The sequence below is a fragment of the Rhodococcus sp. AB351 genome (genome assembly GCF_049538275.1).
Classification (GTDB): Bacteria; Actinomycetota; Actinomycetes; order Mycobacteriales; family Mycobacteriaceae; genus Rhodococcus.
This window is the reverse complement of sequence record NZ_JBMVFW010000004.1, coordinates 343,360-357,089: the sequence shown is the minus strand read 5'-3', so window position 1 is coordinate 357,089 and position 13,730 is coordinate 343,360. Positions and strand designations below refer to the sequence as shown.

The 13,730-nt window shown below is 67.2% G+C and carries 18 protein-coding genes; 14 read left to right on the top strand and 4 right to left on the bottom strand.

Annotated features, from left to right (window positions below):
• Window positions 1–21 precede the first annotated feature (21 nt).
• Together ACPCXD_RS12195 and ACPCXD_RS12190 are read right to left on the bottom strand one after the other, a co-directional pair.
• Entirely contained in the window at window positions 22–1,095 is a 1,074-nt protein-coding gene (locus tag ACPCXD_RS12195) for an ABC transporter ATP-binding protein (protein WP_088896942.1), read from the bottom strand.
• 48 nt (window positions 1,096–1,143) lie between these two features.
• Window positions 1,144–2,598: an alanine/glycine:cation symporter family protein gene (locus ACPCXD_RS12190; protein ID WP_088896941.1), complete on the bottom strand. Its 1,455-nt coding sequence runs from the start codon at window positions 2,596–2,598 to the stop codon at window positions 1,144–1,146.
• Window positions 2,599–2,695: 97 nt separating this feature from the next.
• Here ACPCXD_RS12190 and ACPCXD_RS12185 point away from each other — a divergent pair, with 97 nt between their 5' ends.
• The 12 genes from ACPCXD_RS12185 to ACPCXD_RS12130 all read left to right on the top strand — a co-directional run bounded on the left by ACPCXD_RS12185 (window position 2,696) and on the right by ACPCXD_RS12130 (window position 9,853).
• Window positions 2,696–3,505: a DUF2786 domain-containing protein gene (locus ACPCXD_RS12185; protein WP_145690407.1), complete on the top strand. Its 810-nt coding sequence runs from the start codon at window positions 2,696–2,698 to the stop codon at window positions 3,503–3,505.
• Window positions 3,502–4,029 carry a TIGR04338 family metallohydrolase gene (locus ACPCXD_RS12180; protein WP_019290529.1) on the top strand — a complete coding sequence of 176 codons (528 nt, stop codon included), beginning with the start codon at window positions 3,502–3,504 and terminating at the stop codon, window positions 4,027–4,029. The genes ACPCXD_RS12185 and ACPCXD_RS12180 overlap by 4 nt, the downstream gene beginning before the upstream one ends.
• Window positions 4,030–4,326: 297 nt before the next feature.
• Window positions 4,327–5,013 (top strand): hypothetical protein, encoded by a 687-nt coding sequence (locus ACPCXD_RS12175; RefSeq protein WP_088896939.1) that lies wholly within the window; start codon window positions 4,327–4,329, stop codon window positions 5,011–5,013.
• A 5-nt stretch (window positions 5,014–5,018) separates the two neighbouring features.
• Window positions 5,019–6,386, top strand: coding sequence for an SRPBCC family protein (locus ACPCXD_RS12170; protein ID WP_160877331.1), 1,368 nt, complete (start codon window positions 5,019–5,021; stop codon window positions 6,384–6,386).
• Entirely contained in the window at window positions 6,383–6,793 is a 411-nt protein-coding gene (gene gvpJ / locus ACPCXD_RS12165; RefSeq protein ID WP_202400395.1) for a gas vesicle protein GvpJ, read from the top strand. Before ACPCXD_RS12170 ends, gvpJ (ACPCXD_RS12165) begins: the two co-directional genes overlap by 4 nt.
• Window positions 6,793–7,605 carry a GvpL/GvpF family gas vesicle protein gene (locus ACPCXD_RS12160; RefSeq protein WP_423659730.1) on the top strand — a complete coding sequence of 271 codons (813 nt, stop codon included), beginning with the start codon at window positions 6,793–6,795 and terminating at the stop codon, window positions 7,603–7,605. Before gvpJ (ACPCXD_RS12165) ends, ACPCXD_RS12160 begins: the two co-directional genes overlap by 1 nt.
• A gap of 2 nt (window positions 7,606–7,607) precedes the next feature.
• On the top strand, window positions 7,608–7,862 hold the full coding sequence (locus ACPCXD_RS12155; RefSeq protein WP_088896936.1) for a gas vesicle protein GvpG: 255 nt from the start codon (window positions 7,608–7,610) through the stop codon (window positions 7,860–7,862).
• A gap of 4 nt (window positions 7,863–7,866) precedes the next feature.
• On the top strand, window positions 7,867–8,163 hold the full coding sequence (gvpO, locus tag ACPCXD_RS12150; protein ID WP_059381900.1) for a gas vesicle protein GvpO: 297 nt from the start codon (window positions 7,867–7,869) through the stop codon (window positions 8,161–8,163).
• Window positions 8,160–8,558: a gas vesicle protein GvpJ gene (gene gvpJ, locus ACPCXD_RS12145; RefSeq protein ID WP_060652496.1), complete on the top strand. Its 399-nt coding sequence runs from the start codon at window positions 8,160–8,162 to the stop codon at window positions 8,556–8,558. Before gvpO ends, gvpJ (ACPCXD_RS12145) begins: the two co-directional genes overlap by 4 nt.
• On the top strand, window positions 8,551–9,339 hold the full coding sequence (locus ACPCXD_RS12140) for a GvpL/GvpF family gas vesicle protein (RefSeq protein WP_088896933.1): 789 nt from the start codon (window positions 8,551–8,553) through the stop codon (window positions 9,337–9,339). Before gvpJ (ACPCXD_RS12145) ends, ACPCXD_RS12140 begins: the two co-directional genes overlap by 8 nt.
• Window positions 9,336–9,563: a gas vesicle protein gene (locus ACPCXD_RS12135; protein ID WP_060652494.1), complete on the top strand. Its 228-nt coding sequence runs from the start codon at window positions 9,336–9,338 to the stop codon at window positions 9,561–9,563. Before ACPCXD_RS12140 ends, ACPCXD_RS12135 begins: the two co-directional genes overlap by 4 nt.
• Window positions 9,560–9,853, top strand: coding sequence for a gas vesicle protein K (locus ACPCXD_RS12130; RefSeq protein ID WP_016693994.1), 294 nt, complete (start codon window positions 9,560–9,562; stop codon window positions 9,851–9,853). The genes ACPCXD_RS12135 and ACPCXD_RS12130 overlap by 4 nt, the downstream gene beginning before the upstream one ends.
• Before the next feature lie 10 nt (window positions 9,854–9,863).
• Here the strand turns inward: ACPCXD_RS12130 and ACPCXD_RS12125 are convergent, their stop codons facing one another.
• Both ACPCXD_RS12125 and ACPCXD_RS12120 read right to left on the bottom strand, forming a co-directional pair.
• Window positions 9,864–11,000, bottom strand: a complete 1,137-nt coding sequence (locus tag ACPCXD_RS12125) for an acyl-CoA dehydrogenase family protein (protein ID WP_423659726.1) — start codon at window positions 10,998–11,000, stop codon at window positions 9,864–9,866.
• Between the two features lie 10 nt (window positions 11,001–11,010).
• The gene (locus tag ACPCXD_RS12120) at window positions 11,011–12,180 is read right to left on the bottom strand and encodes an acyl-CoA dehydrogenase family protein (RefSeq protein ID WP_088896931.1); all 1,170 of its coding nucleotides are present in this window, start codon (window positions 12,178–12,180) and stop codon (window positions 11,011–11,013) included.
• Window positions 12,181–12,282: 102 nt separating this feature from the next.
• Between ACPCXD_RS12120 and ACPCXD_RS12115 the strand changes: the two genes are divergently transcribed.
• Both ACPCXD_RS12115 and ACPCXD_RS12110 read left to right on the top strand, forming a co-directional pair.
• Window positions 12,283–12,909 (top strand): TetR/AcrR family transcriptional regulator, encoded by a 627-nt coding sequence (locus ACPCXD_RS12115; RefSeq protein ID WP_088896930.1) that lies wholly within the window; start codon window positions 12,283–12,285, stop codon window positions 12,907–12,909.
• 10 nt (window positions 12,910–12,919) lie between these two features.
• Window positions 12,920–13,714, top strand: coding sequence for an LLM class F420-dependent oxidoreductase (locus ACPCXD_RS12110; RefSeq protein WP_145690400.1), 795 nt, complete (start codon window positions 12,920–12,922; stop codon window positions 13,712–13,714).
• The last annotated feature ends 16 nt before the right edge of the window (window positions 13,715–13,730 follow it).

Here is a 13,730-nt window from a genome sequence, read left to right as displayed (position 1 = left end):
CGACCGCTCCCGGAGCGGTGATCAGCCGATCCGCTTCCCGTCGGACGTTCCGAAGACGTGCACGTGCTCGGGGTCGAAGCGCAGGTACAGCCGGTCGCCCTTCTGCGGAGGGTTGCGCCAGTCGCTGCGGGCGACGATCTCCTGCACGATCCCGCCGACGTCGGCCCGGCCGTAGACGTAGGCCTCCGAGCCGAGCTCCTCGACCACGTCGACGTCCATGGCCAGACCCTCGTTCGAGATCTCGAGGTGTTCGGGCCGGATCCCGAGCACGACCTCCTTCTCGGTGACCTGGCCGACCACGTCGCGCGGCACCGGTACGTGGGTGTCGCCGATCATCGCGCCGCGGTCGAAGACCGGGAGTCGGAAGAGGTTCATCGCGGGCGAGCCCATGAAGCCGGCGACGAAGACGTTCGCGGGCTTGTTGTAGAGCACGCGCGGCGACGCGCACTGCTGCAGGATGCCCTTCTCGAGCACGGCGACGCGGTCGCCCATCGTCATGGCCTCGACCTGGTCGTGGGTGACGTAGACGGTGGTGGTGCCGAGGCGGCGCTGCAGCTGCGCGATCTGCGTGCGGGTCTGCACGCGGAGCTTGGCGTCGAGGTTCGACAGCGGCTCGTCCATGAGGAAGACCTGCGGCTGGCGGACGATGGCGCGGCCCATCGCGACGCGCTGACGCTGACCGCCGGACAGCGCCTTGGGCTTGCGGTCGAGGAACTGCTCGAGGTCGAGCATCTTCGCGACCTCGACGACCCGTTCGCGGATCTCGTTCTTGGGTGTCTTGGCCAGCTTCAGCGCGAAGCCCATGTTCTCCGCGACCGACATGTGCGGGTAGAGGGCGTAGTTCTGGAACACCATCGCGATGTCGCGTTCCTTCGGATCCTGCCCGGTGACGTCCTGGTCGCCGATGAGGATGCGCCCGCTGTGCACCTCCTCGAGGCCGGCGAGCATGCGCAACGAGGTCGACTTGCCGCAACCCGACGGCCCGACCAGGACGAGGAACTCGCCGTCCTCGATCTCGAGGTCGAGCGCGTCGACCGCGGGCGTACTCGAGCCGGGGAACAGGCACGTGGCCTTGTCGAAGGTCACCGACGCCATCTCGAAAGATCCTTTCCGAAGCGGTACACGCTCGTGCGGTAGGGGAATCTACCGTGCGTCGCTCGATCGGCTCTCGACTGGCGTGATGTCGTCGTCGTTCCAGACCTGGATCCCACGGATGCCCGGGACGTCACCGGCGCGGAAGACCGCGTCGCGGCCCTGCTTGCGCTGCGCGCTGTAGTGGTGGAACAGGGCGTAGGCGATACCCGACAGCGGGATCAGGGCGATGAGGTTGACGGTGGCCATGATCCCCATGGCGAGGTCGGCCAGGGCCCACACCAGCGGCAGCGAACCGATCGCCCCGAGGAAGACGCACAGCACGACCGCCGAGCGCAGGTAGGGCAGGATGCGGCGCGATCCGGTGAGGAACTCCATGTTGGATTCGCTGTAGTAGTAGTTGCCGATCACCGAGGTGAACGCGAGGAAGAAGATCAGCACGGCGAGGAAGTGCACCGTCCAGTCGCCGAGCTGCAGCGCGAGCGCGTTCTGCGTCAGAGCGGCACCCTCCAGGCCGCTGCCGAATTCGGGCTCGGACAGCAGGATGATGAAGGCCGTGATCGAGCAGACCAGCAGGGTGTCGAAATAGACGCCGAGGCTCTGGACCAGACCCTGCTTGACCGGGTGGGAGACCGCGGCGGCGGCACCGGCGTTGGGCGCCGAGCCCATGCCGGCCTCGTTCGAGAAGAGACCTCGGCGGATGCCGTTCATGAAGGCTGCACCGAAACCACCACCGACGATCTCCTCGAGACCGAAGGCGTTCTCGACGATGAGGCGGAACATGGTCGGAACCTCGCCGATGTTGAGGACCACGACGATGATGCCGATGACCAGGTAGACGAACGCCAGGACCGGCACGACGATCTGGGACACGCCGGAGATGCGGCGGATACCGCCGAAGATCACCACGCCGACGATGAGGGCGACGACCAGGCCCACGATCACCTGGAGTGTCATGGTCTTCTCCCCGACCGAACCCGCGACGGCGTCGACGATCGAGTTGGTCTGCACCGCGTTGAACACGAAGCCGTAGGTGATCGTGATGATGACCGCGAAGATCATGCCCATCCAGCGCTTCCGCAGCCCGTACTGCATGTAGTAGGCGGGGCCGCCGCGGAAGGTGCCGTCCTCGTCGCGCACCTTGTACAGCTGGGCGAGGGTGGACTCGAGGAAGGCGGTCGCCGCACCGACCAGAGCCATCGCCCACATCCAGAACACCGCGCCGGGACCACCGAGGCTGATCGCGATCGCGACACCGGCGACATTGCCCGTTCCCACTCGGGAGGCGGCCGAGACGGAGAAGGCCCGGAAGGCGGACAGGCCCGGTTCGCCGTTGGGTTGTCTCTCGGGTTTCTCCACGATGGAACGCAGCATGTCGGGCAGGAGCCGGATCTGGATGAACCGGGACCGGATCGTGTAGTACAGGCCCGAACCGATGAGCAGTGCGATCACCGCATACCAGAACGTGTCGTTGATATCGGTGACGAAATCGACCGCAGTGTCCATCTGCACGATCTTGGTGGGTCGCGGGCGGTTTCGCAGGAATTTCGTGCGTGTTCCCGGTCTCGTGGGCGGAGTCGGTGCCACGCTCTACGCTCGCTGGGTGAGTTCGGACAAGATGTTGAGCCGTATCGGCGGGTTGCTCCGCCAAGCGGAGTCCACCGACAACCCTCACGAGGCCGACGCCTTCCTCGCCGCGGCGCAGCGGCTCGCGACGTCCTCCTCGATCGATCTGGCGGTCGCGCGCAGTCACACGGCGGCGAAGGAACGCCGCGCGACTCCCGTGCAGCGGCTGATCACCATCGGCGAGACGGGGAAGAAGGGACTGCGCACCTACGCCCAGTTGTTCATCGCGATCGCGGCGGCCAACGACGTGCAGTGCGACATCACCGCGAACTCCACCGTCATCTACGCCTACGGCTTCGCCGACGACATCGACGTGTGCGAGGCGCTGTACTCCTCCCTGCTCGTGCAGATGGTGCGGGCGTCCGACGCATATCTGCGCGAGGGCACCTACCGGAACGAGACCACGGTGCGCACCGTCGTCGAGGAACGCGGTGGCCGCCGTGTGCGCACACGCGTGCGCAAGCCCGTTGCCGCGGTGACGGCCCGGCTGAACTTCCAGTCGGCGTTTGCCGCCCGCATCGGCGCCCGGCTGGCCGAGGCGAAGCAGGAGATCGAACGCGAGGTGGAAACATCCGCGCCCGGTACGGCGTTGGTGTTGCGTGGGAAGAGTCTGGAACTGCAGGACTTCTACCGCAGTACGTCGCAGGCACGGGGCAGTTGGCGGGGAAACCGGGCCCCGTCGGCGCGCTCGGCCGATGCCCGGCGCGCGGGCGACCGCGCCGGACGCGCGGCCCGGCTGGGAACGGCACCCGAACTGCCGTCGGCTCCGAGGAGGCTGGAACGGTGACCAAGGTGCGCGACACCCGCAGAACCGCTGTGTACGAAGCGGAGTCCATCGTACGGAAGATGCTCGACCGCGCCGACGAGCGCGGTCTGCGGACCGTCGAGGTCGCCGGTTCCCACGTCACGCTCCCGGTGGAGAGACGGTTCGCCTCCATCGCCTCGGTCCAGGACTACATCGACGCCGTGCTCGCCCTCGACTGGGTACGCACCCGGTGGGAGCGCGCCGCCGTGCCGGTGCGCGTGCGGGCCCGTGCGGGCAACGCGGCCGCACACTACGAACGCGACTGCGCGACGATCGCTCTTCCCGAGCACCGGGTGAACACCGCGTGGGCGTTCCGCGAGATGGTGGTGTTGCACGAACTCGCGCACCATCTCGATCCGCAGGATCCCGACGACGCCACCGAGGGGGCCCACGGGCCGGCCTTCGTCGACCGCTTCCTCGCACTCGTCGGCGAAATCATCGGTCCGGAAGCAGCATTCGCTTTGCAGGCGACAGGGATCGCCACCCCGGTGCATCCGCGGCGATAGCCTCCGGTTTTCGGAATCCTTACCGGCTCGAGAACCTTTCTTTGGCATGCCCGCGGACGGCCGGTCGAGATCTGTAGCAAGCCTCGTATCCTGCTGCACAACATACTGATTGGTACTTTTCGAGCCCGTCGTCCACTCCGGAATCCGTGTGCCGACGAAGCACGCGAATCAAGGCCTCGAGTGACGTACTGTGGTTTGCATCACACAAAGACGCGCATCGGCTGCGTACCGTACCGAGACCTCCCCGGCCCCTTCCGAGCACGCCACACGACGCGCGGCATACGAAGGAGAACGGTGATGAAACCCGGAGCACGAGTCGCCCTCGGTGTGGGCATCGGATATTTCCTCGGCCGTACCAAGAAGATGCGGGTGGCCATGATGCTCGCCGGCGCCGGAATGACCGGCAAACTGCCCAGCAATCCGCAGGAACTCCTGCAGCGCAGCGCCTCGATGCTCGGCTCGTCTCCCGAGATCAACAAGATCACCGAATCCGTTCGCGGAGAACTCATGCATGCGGCTCGTGCCGCTGCTGTGACCGCGGCCAGCAACCGGATCGACGCCCTCAACGAACGTCTGCAGTCCCGCGCGAGCGGTGGCGGCGGACGATCGGAGGAGGAACCCGAGGACGCCGAATACGAGGACGAATACGACGAATCACGCGACGAGGAGGAAGGTCGCGGCGGCAGGCGTCGCGGCAGCCGGAATCGCGACGAGGAGCCGGAGTACGACGAGACGGACGAAGAGGGTTCCGACGAGGAGGATTCGGGCGACGAAGAGGAGCCGGAACCCGAGCGTCCCGCACCGCGGCGCCGTGCAGCCCGCGCCACATCCCGTCCGCGGACTTCCCGCAGCAAGAAGACAGCCGACAACGAGGACTCGGACGACTCGGAGGAGGCACCTCCGAAGCCGCGCAAGCGCGCAGCGCGTAGCACTGCGTCGTCCTCTTCCTCCGGTCGTGCGCCCGTACGTCGAACGAAGCGGTGAGAGCGATGGCCAGATTGAGCGATGTATCGGGCGGAGTCGCCGACGCGGTGGGCAAGGCCGGGAAGACCGCGACCGATACCGCCGGTAAGGCCGGCCGCAGCGCCACGGACACGGCCGGGAAGGCCACGGGCGGACTGACCGGCGGTCTGCAGCAGTCGTTGCAGGGCCTCGCAGGAACCGTCGCGCAGAATGCGCTGTCGAGCCTGTCCGACAGGGTCACCGGTACGGCAGGACGATTACAGGATTACTCCGAGGGCAAGGGCGGCAATCTGGCCAGTGCGCTGACCGGTGTCGACAAGCTCGCTCAGGGCGATTCGCCGTTGAAGGCGGCGGCGAGTTCGGGATTCGAGAACCTGAAGAACACCGCGAAGGACAAGTTCGAGGACGTCAAGGAGTCCGTCACCGGCGGTGGCGGAGGCAAGGGCGGGGGCGGAAAGAAACTCAAGCTCACCAACATCGTCGAGAGCATCGACGTCGGTGTGCCGATCGACCTCGCCTACGACCTGTGGACCCAGTTCGCCGACTGGCCGAAGTTCATGAAGAAGGTCGAACAGGTCGAGCAGGTCCAGGACGAGAAGCTCCACTGGACCGGCAAGGTGTTCTGGTCGCGCCGGAACTGGGAGTCCACGATCCTCGAACAGGTCCCGTTCGAACGGATCGTGTGGCGGTCCAAGGGCGGCAAGGGATACATCGACGGCGCGGTGACCTTCCACGAACTCACACCCGATCTCACCCGGATCCTCATGGTGCTCGAGTACCACCCCCGGGGTCTGTTCGAGCGCACCGCGAATCTGTGGCGGGCGGTCGGCCGCCGATCACGCCTGGAGCTGAAGCACTTCCGGCGCTACGCCATGACCGAGGCAATCCTGCATCCCGACGACATCGTCGGCTGGCACGGCGAGATCCGCGAGAGCGAGGTCGTCAAGGACGACGAGACCGCGCGTCAGGAAGAAGAGGAGCGCGAGCAGGAGGACGCCCGCGAGAACGGCGAGGAGGGGGACGAGGGGGAGACCGACACCTCCGGTGACGAGGACGAGATCCGCGACGAGGACGAGGATTTCGAGGAGGGTGAACCGTCCGAGGGCGAATACGAGGACGAGGCGCCCGAGGACGAGGAGTCGGCCGAGTACACAGGCGACGAGGAGTCACCCGAGGACACAGGCGACGAGGAGTCGCCCGAGGATGAGGAGGATCTCGAGGACGAGTATCCCGAAGAGGAGGACGAGACCGAGGAGGACGAGTCCTCCGGCGAAGAACCCGACGACGAAGAGGACGAGCCCGAACCGCCCCGGAAGCGTGCGCCCGCGAAACGGACCCGCGCGACGAAGTCCACCGGTACGCGCTCGGCCCGCTCGAGAGGATCCCGGTCATGACCATCCAACCTGCAGGGGGCGGCGGTGGAGGCGGCGGGGGCGGTATGGCCCGTCCCAATTCGTCCGGCCTCGCCGACGTCATCGACACCATCCTCGACAAGGGTCTCGTCATCGACGCGTTCGTGCGTGTCTCGCTCGTCGGTATCGAACTGCTCACCATCGACGCCCGCGTCGTCGTGGCCAGTGTCGACACCTACCTGCGTTTCGCGGAGGCGGTGAACCGGCTCGAAATCTCCGACAACGAGCCGAAGGGCCTTCCGGATCTCGTCGGCGACATCACTTCCGGCGGTTCCAAGCACAAGACGAAGGGAGCACTCGAGGCTGCGGGGGAGAAGGTCAGCGAGTTCCTCGGCGACGTCCAGGAGCAGCGGGAGCCCGCTCGACGATCACGCAGGGGTGAGGACTGATGTCCACGGAACAGACCGAACGGCCCGAGCAGGGTGACAGCGACGAAACCGCCACGACCACTGCGGTCTACGTCTACGGAATCGTCCCGTCGGATGTGGAACCGGAGGATCACGCGGAAGGGGTGGGCAATCCGCCGGCCGAGGTGTCGGTCGTCAAGTCCGGTCGCATCGCTGCGCTGGTGAGCGAGATCCCGACCGATCGTGCCCTCGGCACACCGGACGATCTCAAGGCCCACGCCGCGTTGCTCGACGGGACCGTGACGGTTGCCCCGGTGCTCCCGTTGAGATTCGGTGCGGTCCTCACCGATCGGGATGCGGTGGCCGCGGAGTTGCTCGAGGGGAACGAGGACGAACTCGCCTCGGCCCTCGACCAACTCGACGGGCTCGCCCAGTTCGTCGTGAAGGGGCGGTACGACGAGAGGGCGATCCTGCAGGAGATCCTCGAGGAGAACTCCGAGGCGGCGCAGTTGCGGGAACAGATCCGCGGGCAATCCGAGGACGCGACCCGCGAGGCCCGGATGGCGCTCGGGGAGATCATCAACGCGACGATCGAGGCCAAACGTAACGAGGACACCCGTCACACGGTCGAGGCCCTGTCGTCGCTCGAACCGATGGTCAACGAACGGCAACCCACGCACGAGCAGGATGCCGTGCACATCGCCGTCCTCGTCGAACTCGAACGGCAGGACGAGCTCGAACAGACCCTGCAGGAACTGGGCCGGGAGTGGGAGGGCCGGGTCGAGATCTCGTTGCTCGGTCCGATGGCGGCCTACGACTTCGTGGCGAAATCCGATCCCGGTGAAGGAGGTTGATGATGGGTCTGCTGACCTCCCTGCTCACGTTGCCCCTCGCTCCCGTCAAGGGAGTGATGTGGCTCGGAGAGATCATCCAGGAGCAGGTCGAACAGCAACTGCACGATCCCGCCAATGTGCGGCGCGAACTCGAGGAGATCGAGGAAGCGGCGGAGGCGGGCGAGCTGACGCCCGAGGAGAAGGACGAGGCGCAGCAGGCCGTGCTGAACCGGATGATCTCCCGGGGCGGCTCCGGTTCCGCCGAGGGAAAGGAGTGATGCCGTGGCGCAGGACACCGGCCCGCCCGCGATCTCGGCGGCCGAGGCCGCATCGGCGGCCCTCACACATCTGAAGGAACTGACCTCCAAGGAAGCTCAGGGGGTGACCTCCGTCGAACCCACCGAGGACGGATGGGTCGTCGAGGTGGAGGTCGTGGAGGACAGGCGGATTCCGTCGTCCGCCGACATGCTCGCGCTCTACGAGGTGGAGATCGACCTCGACGGGAATCTGCTCGCGTACCGGCGGACCCGGCGTTACGGACGCGGTAGCAGCGACATCGGCGCGAGGACCGGGTCATGACGGTGGTCGGTGGGGGAGGCGGCACGTCGTCGCCGCAACCCTACGGGGGCGGAGGCCGGTCGACCAATCTCGGCGACATCCTCGAGCGTGTCCTCGACAAGGGATTGGTCATCGCCGGCGACATCCAGGTGAATCTGCTCGACATCGAACTGCTCACGATCAAGCTCCGTCTCGTCATCGCATCGCTCGAGACGGCCAAGGCCGTCGGGATCGACTGGTGGGAGAGCGATCCGTGGTTGACGAGCAAGGCCCGTGCACCCGAGGTCGATTCGAGCCGGGCGGAACTCGAGTTGGAGAACCGGCAGCTGCGTGAGCGGTTGGCCGCACTCGAGGCCCGAGCGGAGGAGCTGGAGCCGGAACCGGCGGAGATCGTGGACGAGGAGGACCGTGACTGACACGACCGGGATCTGGATGTACGCCGTGACCGACGGGACGCTCGTCGGCCACGAGACCGAGGGCGCCTCCGGTGTCGCCGGCGAGCAGGTCCGCACGGTGCAGGAAGGTGGGCTGACCGCCGTGGTCGGAACGGTGCCCCTGGACGATTTCGGCGAGGCCGCACTGGCACGCAATCTCGAAGACCTGGACTGGCTGGAAAGAGTGGCCCGCGCCCACGATTCGGTCGTCGCCGGATTGGCACGGCACGTCTCCGTGGTACCGCTGCGACTCGCGACCGTCTGCCTCGACGACGAACGGGTCCGTGCCCTGCTCACCGAGCACCGGGAGCAGTTCTCGTCGGCGCTCGCACTCGTGACGGGTCGTACCGAATGGGGGGTCAAGGCGTTCGCCGACCGCAAGGCGCTGACCGCGGCCGTCGCCGAAGCGCAGGCGGAAGGGGCGGGTTCCGGTGCGGGCACGGCCTATCTGCTGCGTCGTCGCGCGCAACTGGCGGCGCAGGAGAGCGTCGAACGCGACGCGGCCGAACGCGCCTCCGAGATCCACGAGCGGCTGCTGCGCGTATCCGCTGCGGGTCGCCGGGGCGCGCCGACCGATCCGGCACTGAGCGGCAGCCACGAGTGGATGCTGCTCAACGGGACATACCTCGTCGACGACGACAGGACGGACGAATTCCGTTCCGAGGTAGAGGAACTCGGGTCGCTGAATCAGGGGATCAGGCTCGAGACGAGCGGTCCGTGGCCGCCCTACTCGTTCGCCGGAGCAGAACGGATCTCGCCGTGAGGTACGCCGACGGATCGGTGGACGAGGAACGGCGGATCGCTCTGATCGACCTGCTGGACCGGGTGCTGTCCGGCGGCGTGGTCATCACCGGCGACATCACGTTGTCGATCGCGGAGATCGACCTGGTGCGGATCTCGTTGCGTGCGTTGATCTCGTCGATCAGCACCCTGTCGCTGCCCGGCGTCGACGTCCCCGTTCCCCGCGGGGCCCGGGAGGGTTCGTGAGCGAGCCGGTGAACTTCCCGTCGCGTATCGACGCCGATCCCGAATCCGTGGAACGGGGCCTTGTGACGCTGGTGCTCACGCTCGTCGAACTGCTCCGGCAGCTGATGGAGCGTCAGGCCCTGCACCGCATGGATGCGGGGGATCTCAGCGACGAGCAGATCGAACGTCTCGGCACGACACTGATGCTGCTCGAACAGCGCATGGGCGAACTGCGCGACCATTTCGGGCTCACCCCCGAGGATCTCAACATCGATCTCGGTCCGCTGGGGACACTGCTGCCCCGGGAGTGAGCCCGATCGGTCACATTCCGGCGATCTCCACGAGCTCGTAGTCCTTCACGCCACCGGCGAGCACCCGCAGGTGATCGTCCATGGTGCCGAGGGTGTGCTCGATCGCGGTCAGGCGGCTCAGGTAGTGGCCGATGGAGTGCTCGGCCGTGACACCGATGCCACCGTGCATCTGCACGGACTCCTGTCCGATCTTCCGTGCGGACCGGCCGACCTGCAGCTTGGCGCGCGACGCGATGGTCGGGTCGACGATGCCGTCGGCGAGGGCCATGGTCGCGTACAGGCTCATGCTCGACGCCAGCTCGTACAGCACGTACATGTCGGCCGCACGGTGGGTGAGCGCCTGGAACATCGACAGCGGCACACCGAACTGCTTGCGCTGCTTGAGGTAGCTCGTCGTCAGCTGAACCGAGGAGTCGAGGGCACCGACCGCCTCGGCGCACAGTGCCGCCTGTGCGTGCACCTGCGCCGCGGTGATGGCTGCGAACGCGTCGGCCGCCTCACCGAGGGGGGTGGCCGCGACGTCGTCGAGCACGAGCTGCGCACCGCGACGCTCGTCGTGGGTGCGGTACGGAGTGCGGACCAGACCGTCGGCCGATGCGTCGACGACGAACAGTCCGACGCCGCCCTCCGGCAGCTTCGCGGAGACGATGAAGGTGTCGGCGCAATCACCGTGCAGCACAGGGTTCTTGCGACCGGAGACGGTCCACGAGTCGCCGTCGCGCGCCGCGGTGGTGGCCACCTCGGTGTGCGGCCAGCGGCTGCCCGGCTCGTCGTGCGCGAACGCGAGGAGCACGGTGCCCTCGGACAGTCGCGGCAGGATGTCGGAGCGCTGCGCGTCGGTGCCGACCTCGGCGACGAGCCGGCCGGGCAGGTAGACGCAGTCGAGCACGGGCTCGGGTGCGAGCGCGCGGCCGATCTCGGTCATGACGGCCATGACCTCCACCGGTCCGGCGCCCATGCCGCCGTGCTCCTCCGCGAAGGGCAGGCCGAGCACGCCGAGTTCGGCGAGCTGCTTCCACACGTCGCGGTTCCAGCCCAGGTCACCTTCGGCCACCCGGTTGCGCGACTCGACGTCGTACGCACCCGAGAGCAGGTCGCGGACGGTCGCGCGGAGCATGTCCTGTTCGGTGTCGAGTTCGAAATTCATGTCCGGGGCCTCACAGTCCGAGAATCGAGGAAGCGATGATCGAACGCTGAACCTCGTTCGACCCGCCGTAGATGGTGACCTTGCGGTTGTTGAGGTAGGTCGGCATCGTCAGCTGCGCCCAGTCGGGTGAGTCGATGTCGGCCTCGCCGGCGGGCAGCGAATCGGGACCGGCGATGTCGACGAGCAGTTCGGTCGCGGCCTGCTGCAGCTCGGAGCCGCGCATCTTGAGCAGCGACGATGCCGGATTGGGCTTGCCGTCGGCCGAACCGGCGACGACGCGCAGCTGGGTGAGCTCGAGAGCGAGCAGCTCGTTCTCGAGTTCGGCCAGGCGTGCCGCGAAGATCGGGTCGTCGAGCAGCGAGCCGCTGCCGTAGCGGGTCTCGGCCGCGAGGGACTTCGCCCGCGCGAGCTTGACCTTGGTGGCGCCGACCCGTGCGATGCCGGTGCGCTCGTTGCCGAGCAGGAACTTCGCCTGCGTCCAGCCGGTGTTCTCCTCGCCGACGAGGTTCTCGGCGGGAACGCGCACGTCCTCGAAGAAGACCTCGTTGACCTCGTAGCCGCCGTCGATCAGCTTGATCGGACGGCGGGTGACGCCCGGGGTGTCCATCGGGAAGAGCAGCATCGAGATGCCGGCCTGCTTCTTCGCGTTCGGATCGGTGCGGACGAGGCAGAAGATCCAGTCGGCGTGCTGCGCGAGCGTCGTCCACGTCTTCTGCCCGTTGACGATGTAGTCGTCACCGTCGCGGACGGCGCGGGTCTTGAGGGACGCGAGGTCGGAGCCGGCCTCGGGCTCGGAGAAGCCCTGGCACCACCAGATGTCGAGGTTGGCGGTGGCGGGGAGGAAGCGTTCCTTCATCTCCTGCGAGCCGAACTGCGCGATGACCGGCCCGATCATGGAGGCGTTGAACGGCAGCGGGTCGGGCACCGACGCGAGCTGCAGCTCGCTGAGCCAGATGTTGCGCTGCATCGGCGTCCAGTCCTGACCGCCCCATTCGACGGGCCAGTTGGGAACGGCGAGGCCGCGCGAATGCAGGATGCGCTGGACGGCGACGTAGTCGTCCTTGCCCAGCGGGGTACCGGAGGCGGTCTTCGCACGCACTTCGGCGGGGATCTCGGTGGTGAAGAAGGTGCGCAGTTCGTCGCGGAACGCACGCTCCTCCTCGGTGAGCTTCAGGTTCATGGAGGGGCCTTCCAGGGATGCCGGCGCCGTAGCGCTTCTCGCGATTCCAAACTAACCTTACATTGTTAGCTCGTCCAGGCCGGGCCGGAAGGAGGACGATGGATGGCGCGCCCGCGCACGCCTCTGCTCAGCCGTGAACTCATCCGCGACGTCACGCTGCGACTCGTCGACGAGCACGGCCTCGACGCCGTCTCGATGCGTCGGATCGCCGCCGAACTGGGTGTTCGCGCACCGTCGCTGTACAGCCACTACGCCACCAAGGAAGAACTGCTCGACGACATCGCCGACGCCATCGGCGAATCGGTCGACGTCAGCGGGTTCGCCGAGGATGACTGGCAGGAAGCGCTCCGACGCTGGGCCCGCACCTACCGGGACGCGCTCGCCGCGCACCCGAACATGGTGCCCTTCCTCGCCTCGAGCCCCGGCACCCGACCCGTCTCCCTCCAGGCGTCCGACGCCATCCACGGCGGCCTCACCCGCGCCGGCTGGCCGCCCCGCTTCGCGACGATGATCGGCGCCTCGATCAAGTACATCGTCATCGGTTCCGCCATCACCTCGTTCGCGGGCGGATTCGACGATCACATCGACACCTACAACGAGCGGTATCCGCATCTGTCGCAGGCGCATCGGCTCCGCGAGTACGCAGCCGAGATCGACGCCGAGAGCTTCGACCTCGTTCTCGAGTCCTTCCTGCGGGAACTCGGGCGACGATACGAGATGTTGCCTTAACGTGGACTCCATGACGCGCCCCATTCGCATCGGACTCCAACTACAGCCCCAGCAGCAACCCGACTACGGCGTCATCCGCGACACCGTGCTCCGCGCCGAGGACGCAGGCGTCGACATCGTGTTCAACTGGGACCACTTCTACCCGCTCTACGGCGACCCCGACGGCGCCCACTTCGAGTGCTGGACGATGCTCGGCGCCTGGGCGGAGCAGACCGAACGCGTGGAGATCGGCGCACTGGTCACCGGTGGCGGCTACCGCAACCCCGACCTGCTCGCCGACATGGCCCGCACCGTCGACCACATCAGCGGCGGCCGTCTCATCCTCGGCATCGGCTCGGGCTGGTTCGAACGGGACTACGCCGAGTACGGCTACGAATTCGGCACCGCGGGCTCCCGCCTCGACCTGCTCGCCGAGTACATGCCCCGCATCGTCAACCGACTCGGCAAGCTGAACCCGCAGCCCACCCGGCACATTCCCATCCTCATCGGTGGTAGTGGCCCGAAGAAGACGCTGCCGATGGTCGCGAAGTACGCCGACATCTGGCACAGCTTCGACGAGGTGGAGACCCACGCCGAGAAGTCCGGGATCCTCGCGCAGCGCTGCGCCGAGGCCGGCCGTCGCCCCGAGGACATCGAACGGTCCACCAAGTGGCCCGGTGCCGACGCGGCCCCGTCCTACGTCGAACTGGGGATCACGCAGTTCACGGTGAGTTCCGGCGGTCCCGACTACGACCTCACCGAACTGCGCGAAGCCATCGCGTGGCGCGACGACAACTCCGCACCCCCACTGACGGGCCTGAGCTGATCCCGGCCCGTGCCGA

What these genes read in the sequence shown, in the direction of transcription:
- ACPCXD_RS12160 (WP_423659730.1), top strand. Translation starts at nt 6,793, where the DNA reads ATGTCCACGGAACAGACCGAACGGCCCGAGCAGGGTGACAGCGACGAA.
- ACPCXD_RS12120 (WP_088896931.1), bottom strand. Translation starts at nt 12,180, where the DNA reads ATGAACCTGAAGCTCACCGAGGAGGAGCGTGCGTTCCGCGACGAACTG.
- gvpJ (WP_060652496.1), top strand. Translation starts at nt 8,160, where the DNA reads ATGACGGTGGTCGGTGGGGGAGGCGGCACGTCGTCGCCGCAACCCTAC.
- ACPCXD_RS12175 (WP_088896939.1), top strand. Translation starts at nt 4,327, where the DNA reads ATGAAACCCGGAGCACGAGTCGCCCTCGGTGTGGGCATCGGATATTTC.
- gvpJ (WP_202400395.1), top strand. Translation starts at nt 6,383, where the DNA reads ATGACCATCCAACCTGCAGGGGGCGGCGGTGGAGGCGGCGGGGGCGGT.
- ACPCXD_RS12170 (WP_160877331.1), top strand. Translation starts at nt 5,019, where the DNA reads ATGGCCAGATTGAGCGATGTATCGGGCGGAGTCGCCGACGCGGTGGGC.
- ACPCXD_RS12195 (WP_088896942.1), bottom strand. Translation starts at nt 1,095, where the DNA reads ATGGCGTCGGTGACCTTCGACAAGGCCACGTGCCTGTTCCCCGGCTCG.
- ACPCXD_RS12190 (WP_088896941.1), bottom strand. Translation starts at nt 2,598, where the DNA reads ATGGACACTGCGGTCGATTTCGTCACCGATATCAACGACACGTTCTGG.
- ACPCXD_RS12155 (WP_088896936.1), top strand. Translation starts at nt 7,608, where the DNA reads ATGGGTCTGCTGACCTCCCTGCTCACGTTGCCCCTCGCTCCCGTCAAG.
- ACPCXD_RS12110 (WP_145690400.1), top strand. Translation starts at nt 12,920, where the DNA reads ATGACGCGCCCCATTCGCATCGGACTCCAACTACAGCCCCAGCAGCAA.
- ACPCXD_RS12125 (WP_423659726.1), bottom strand. Translation starts at nt 11,000, where the DNA reads ATGAATTTCGAACTCGACACCGAACAGGACATGCTCCGCGCGACCGTC.
- ACPCXD_RS12115 (WP_088896930.1), top strand. Translation starts at nt 12,283, where the DNA reads ATGGCGCGCCCGCGCACGCCTCTGCTCAGCCGTGAACTCATCCGCGAC.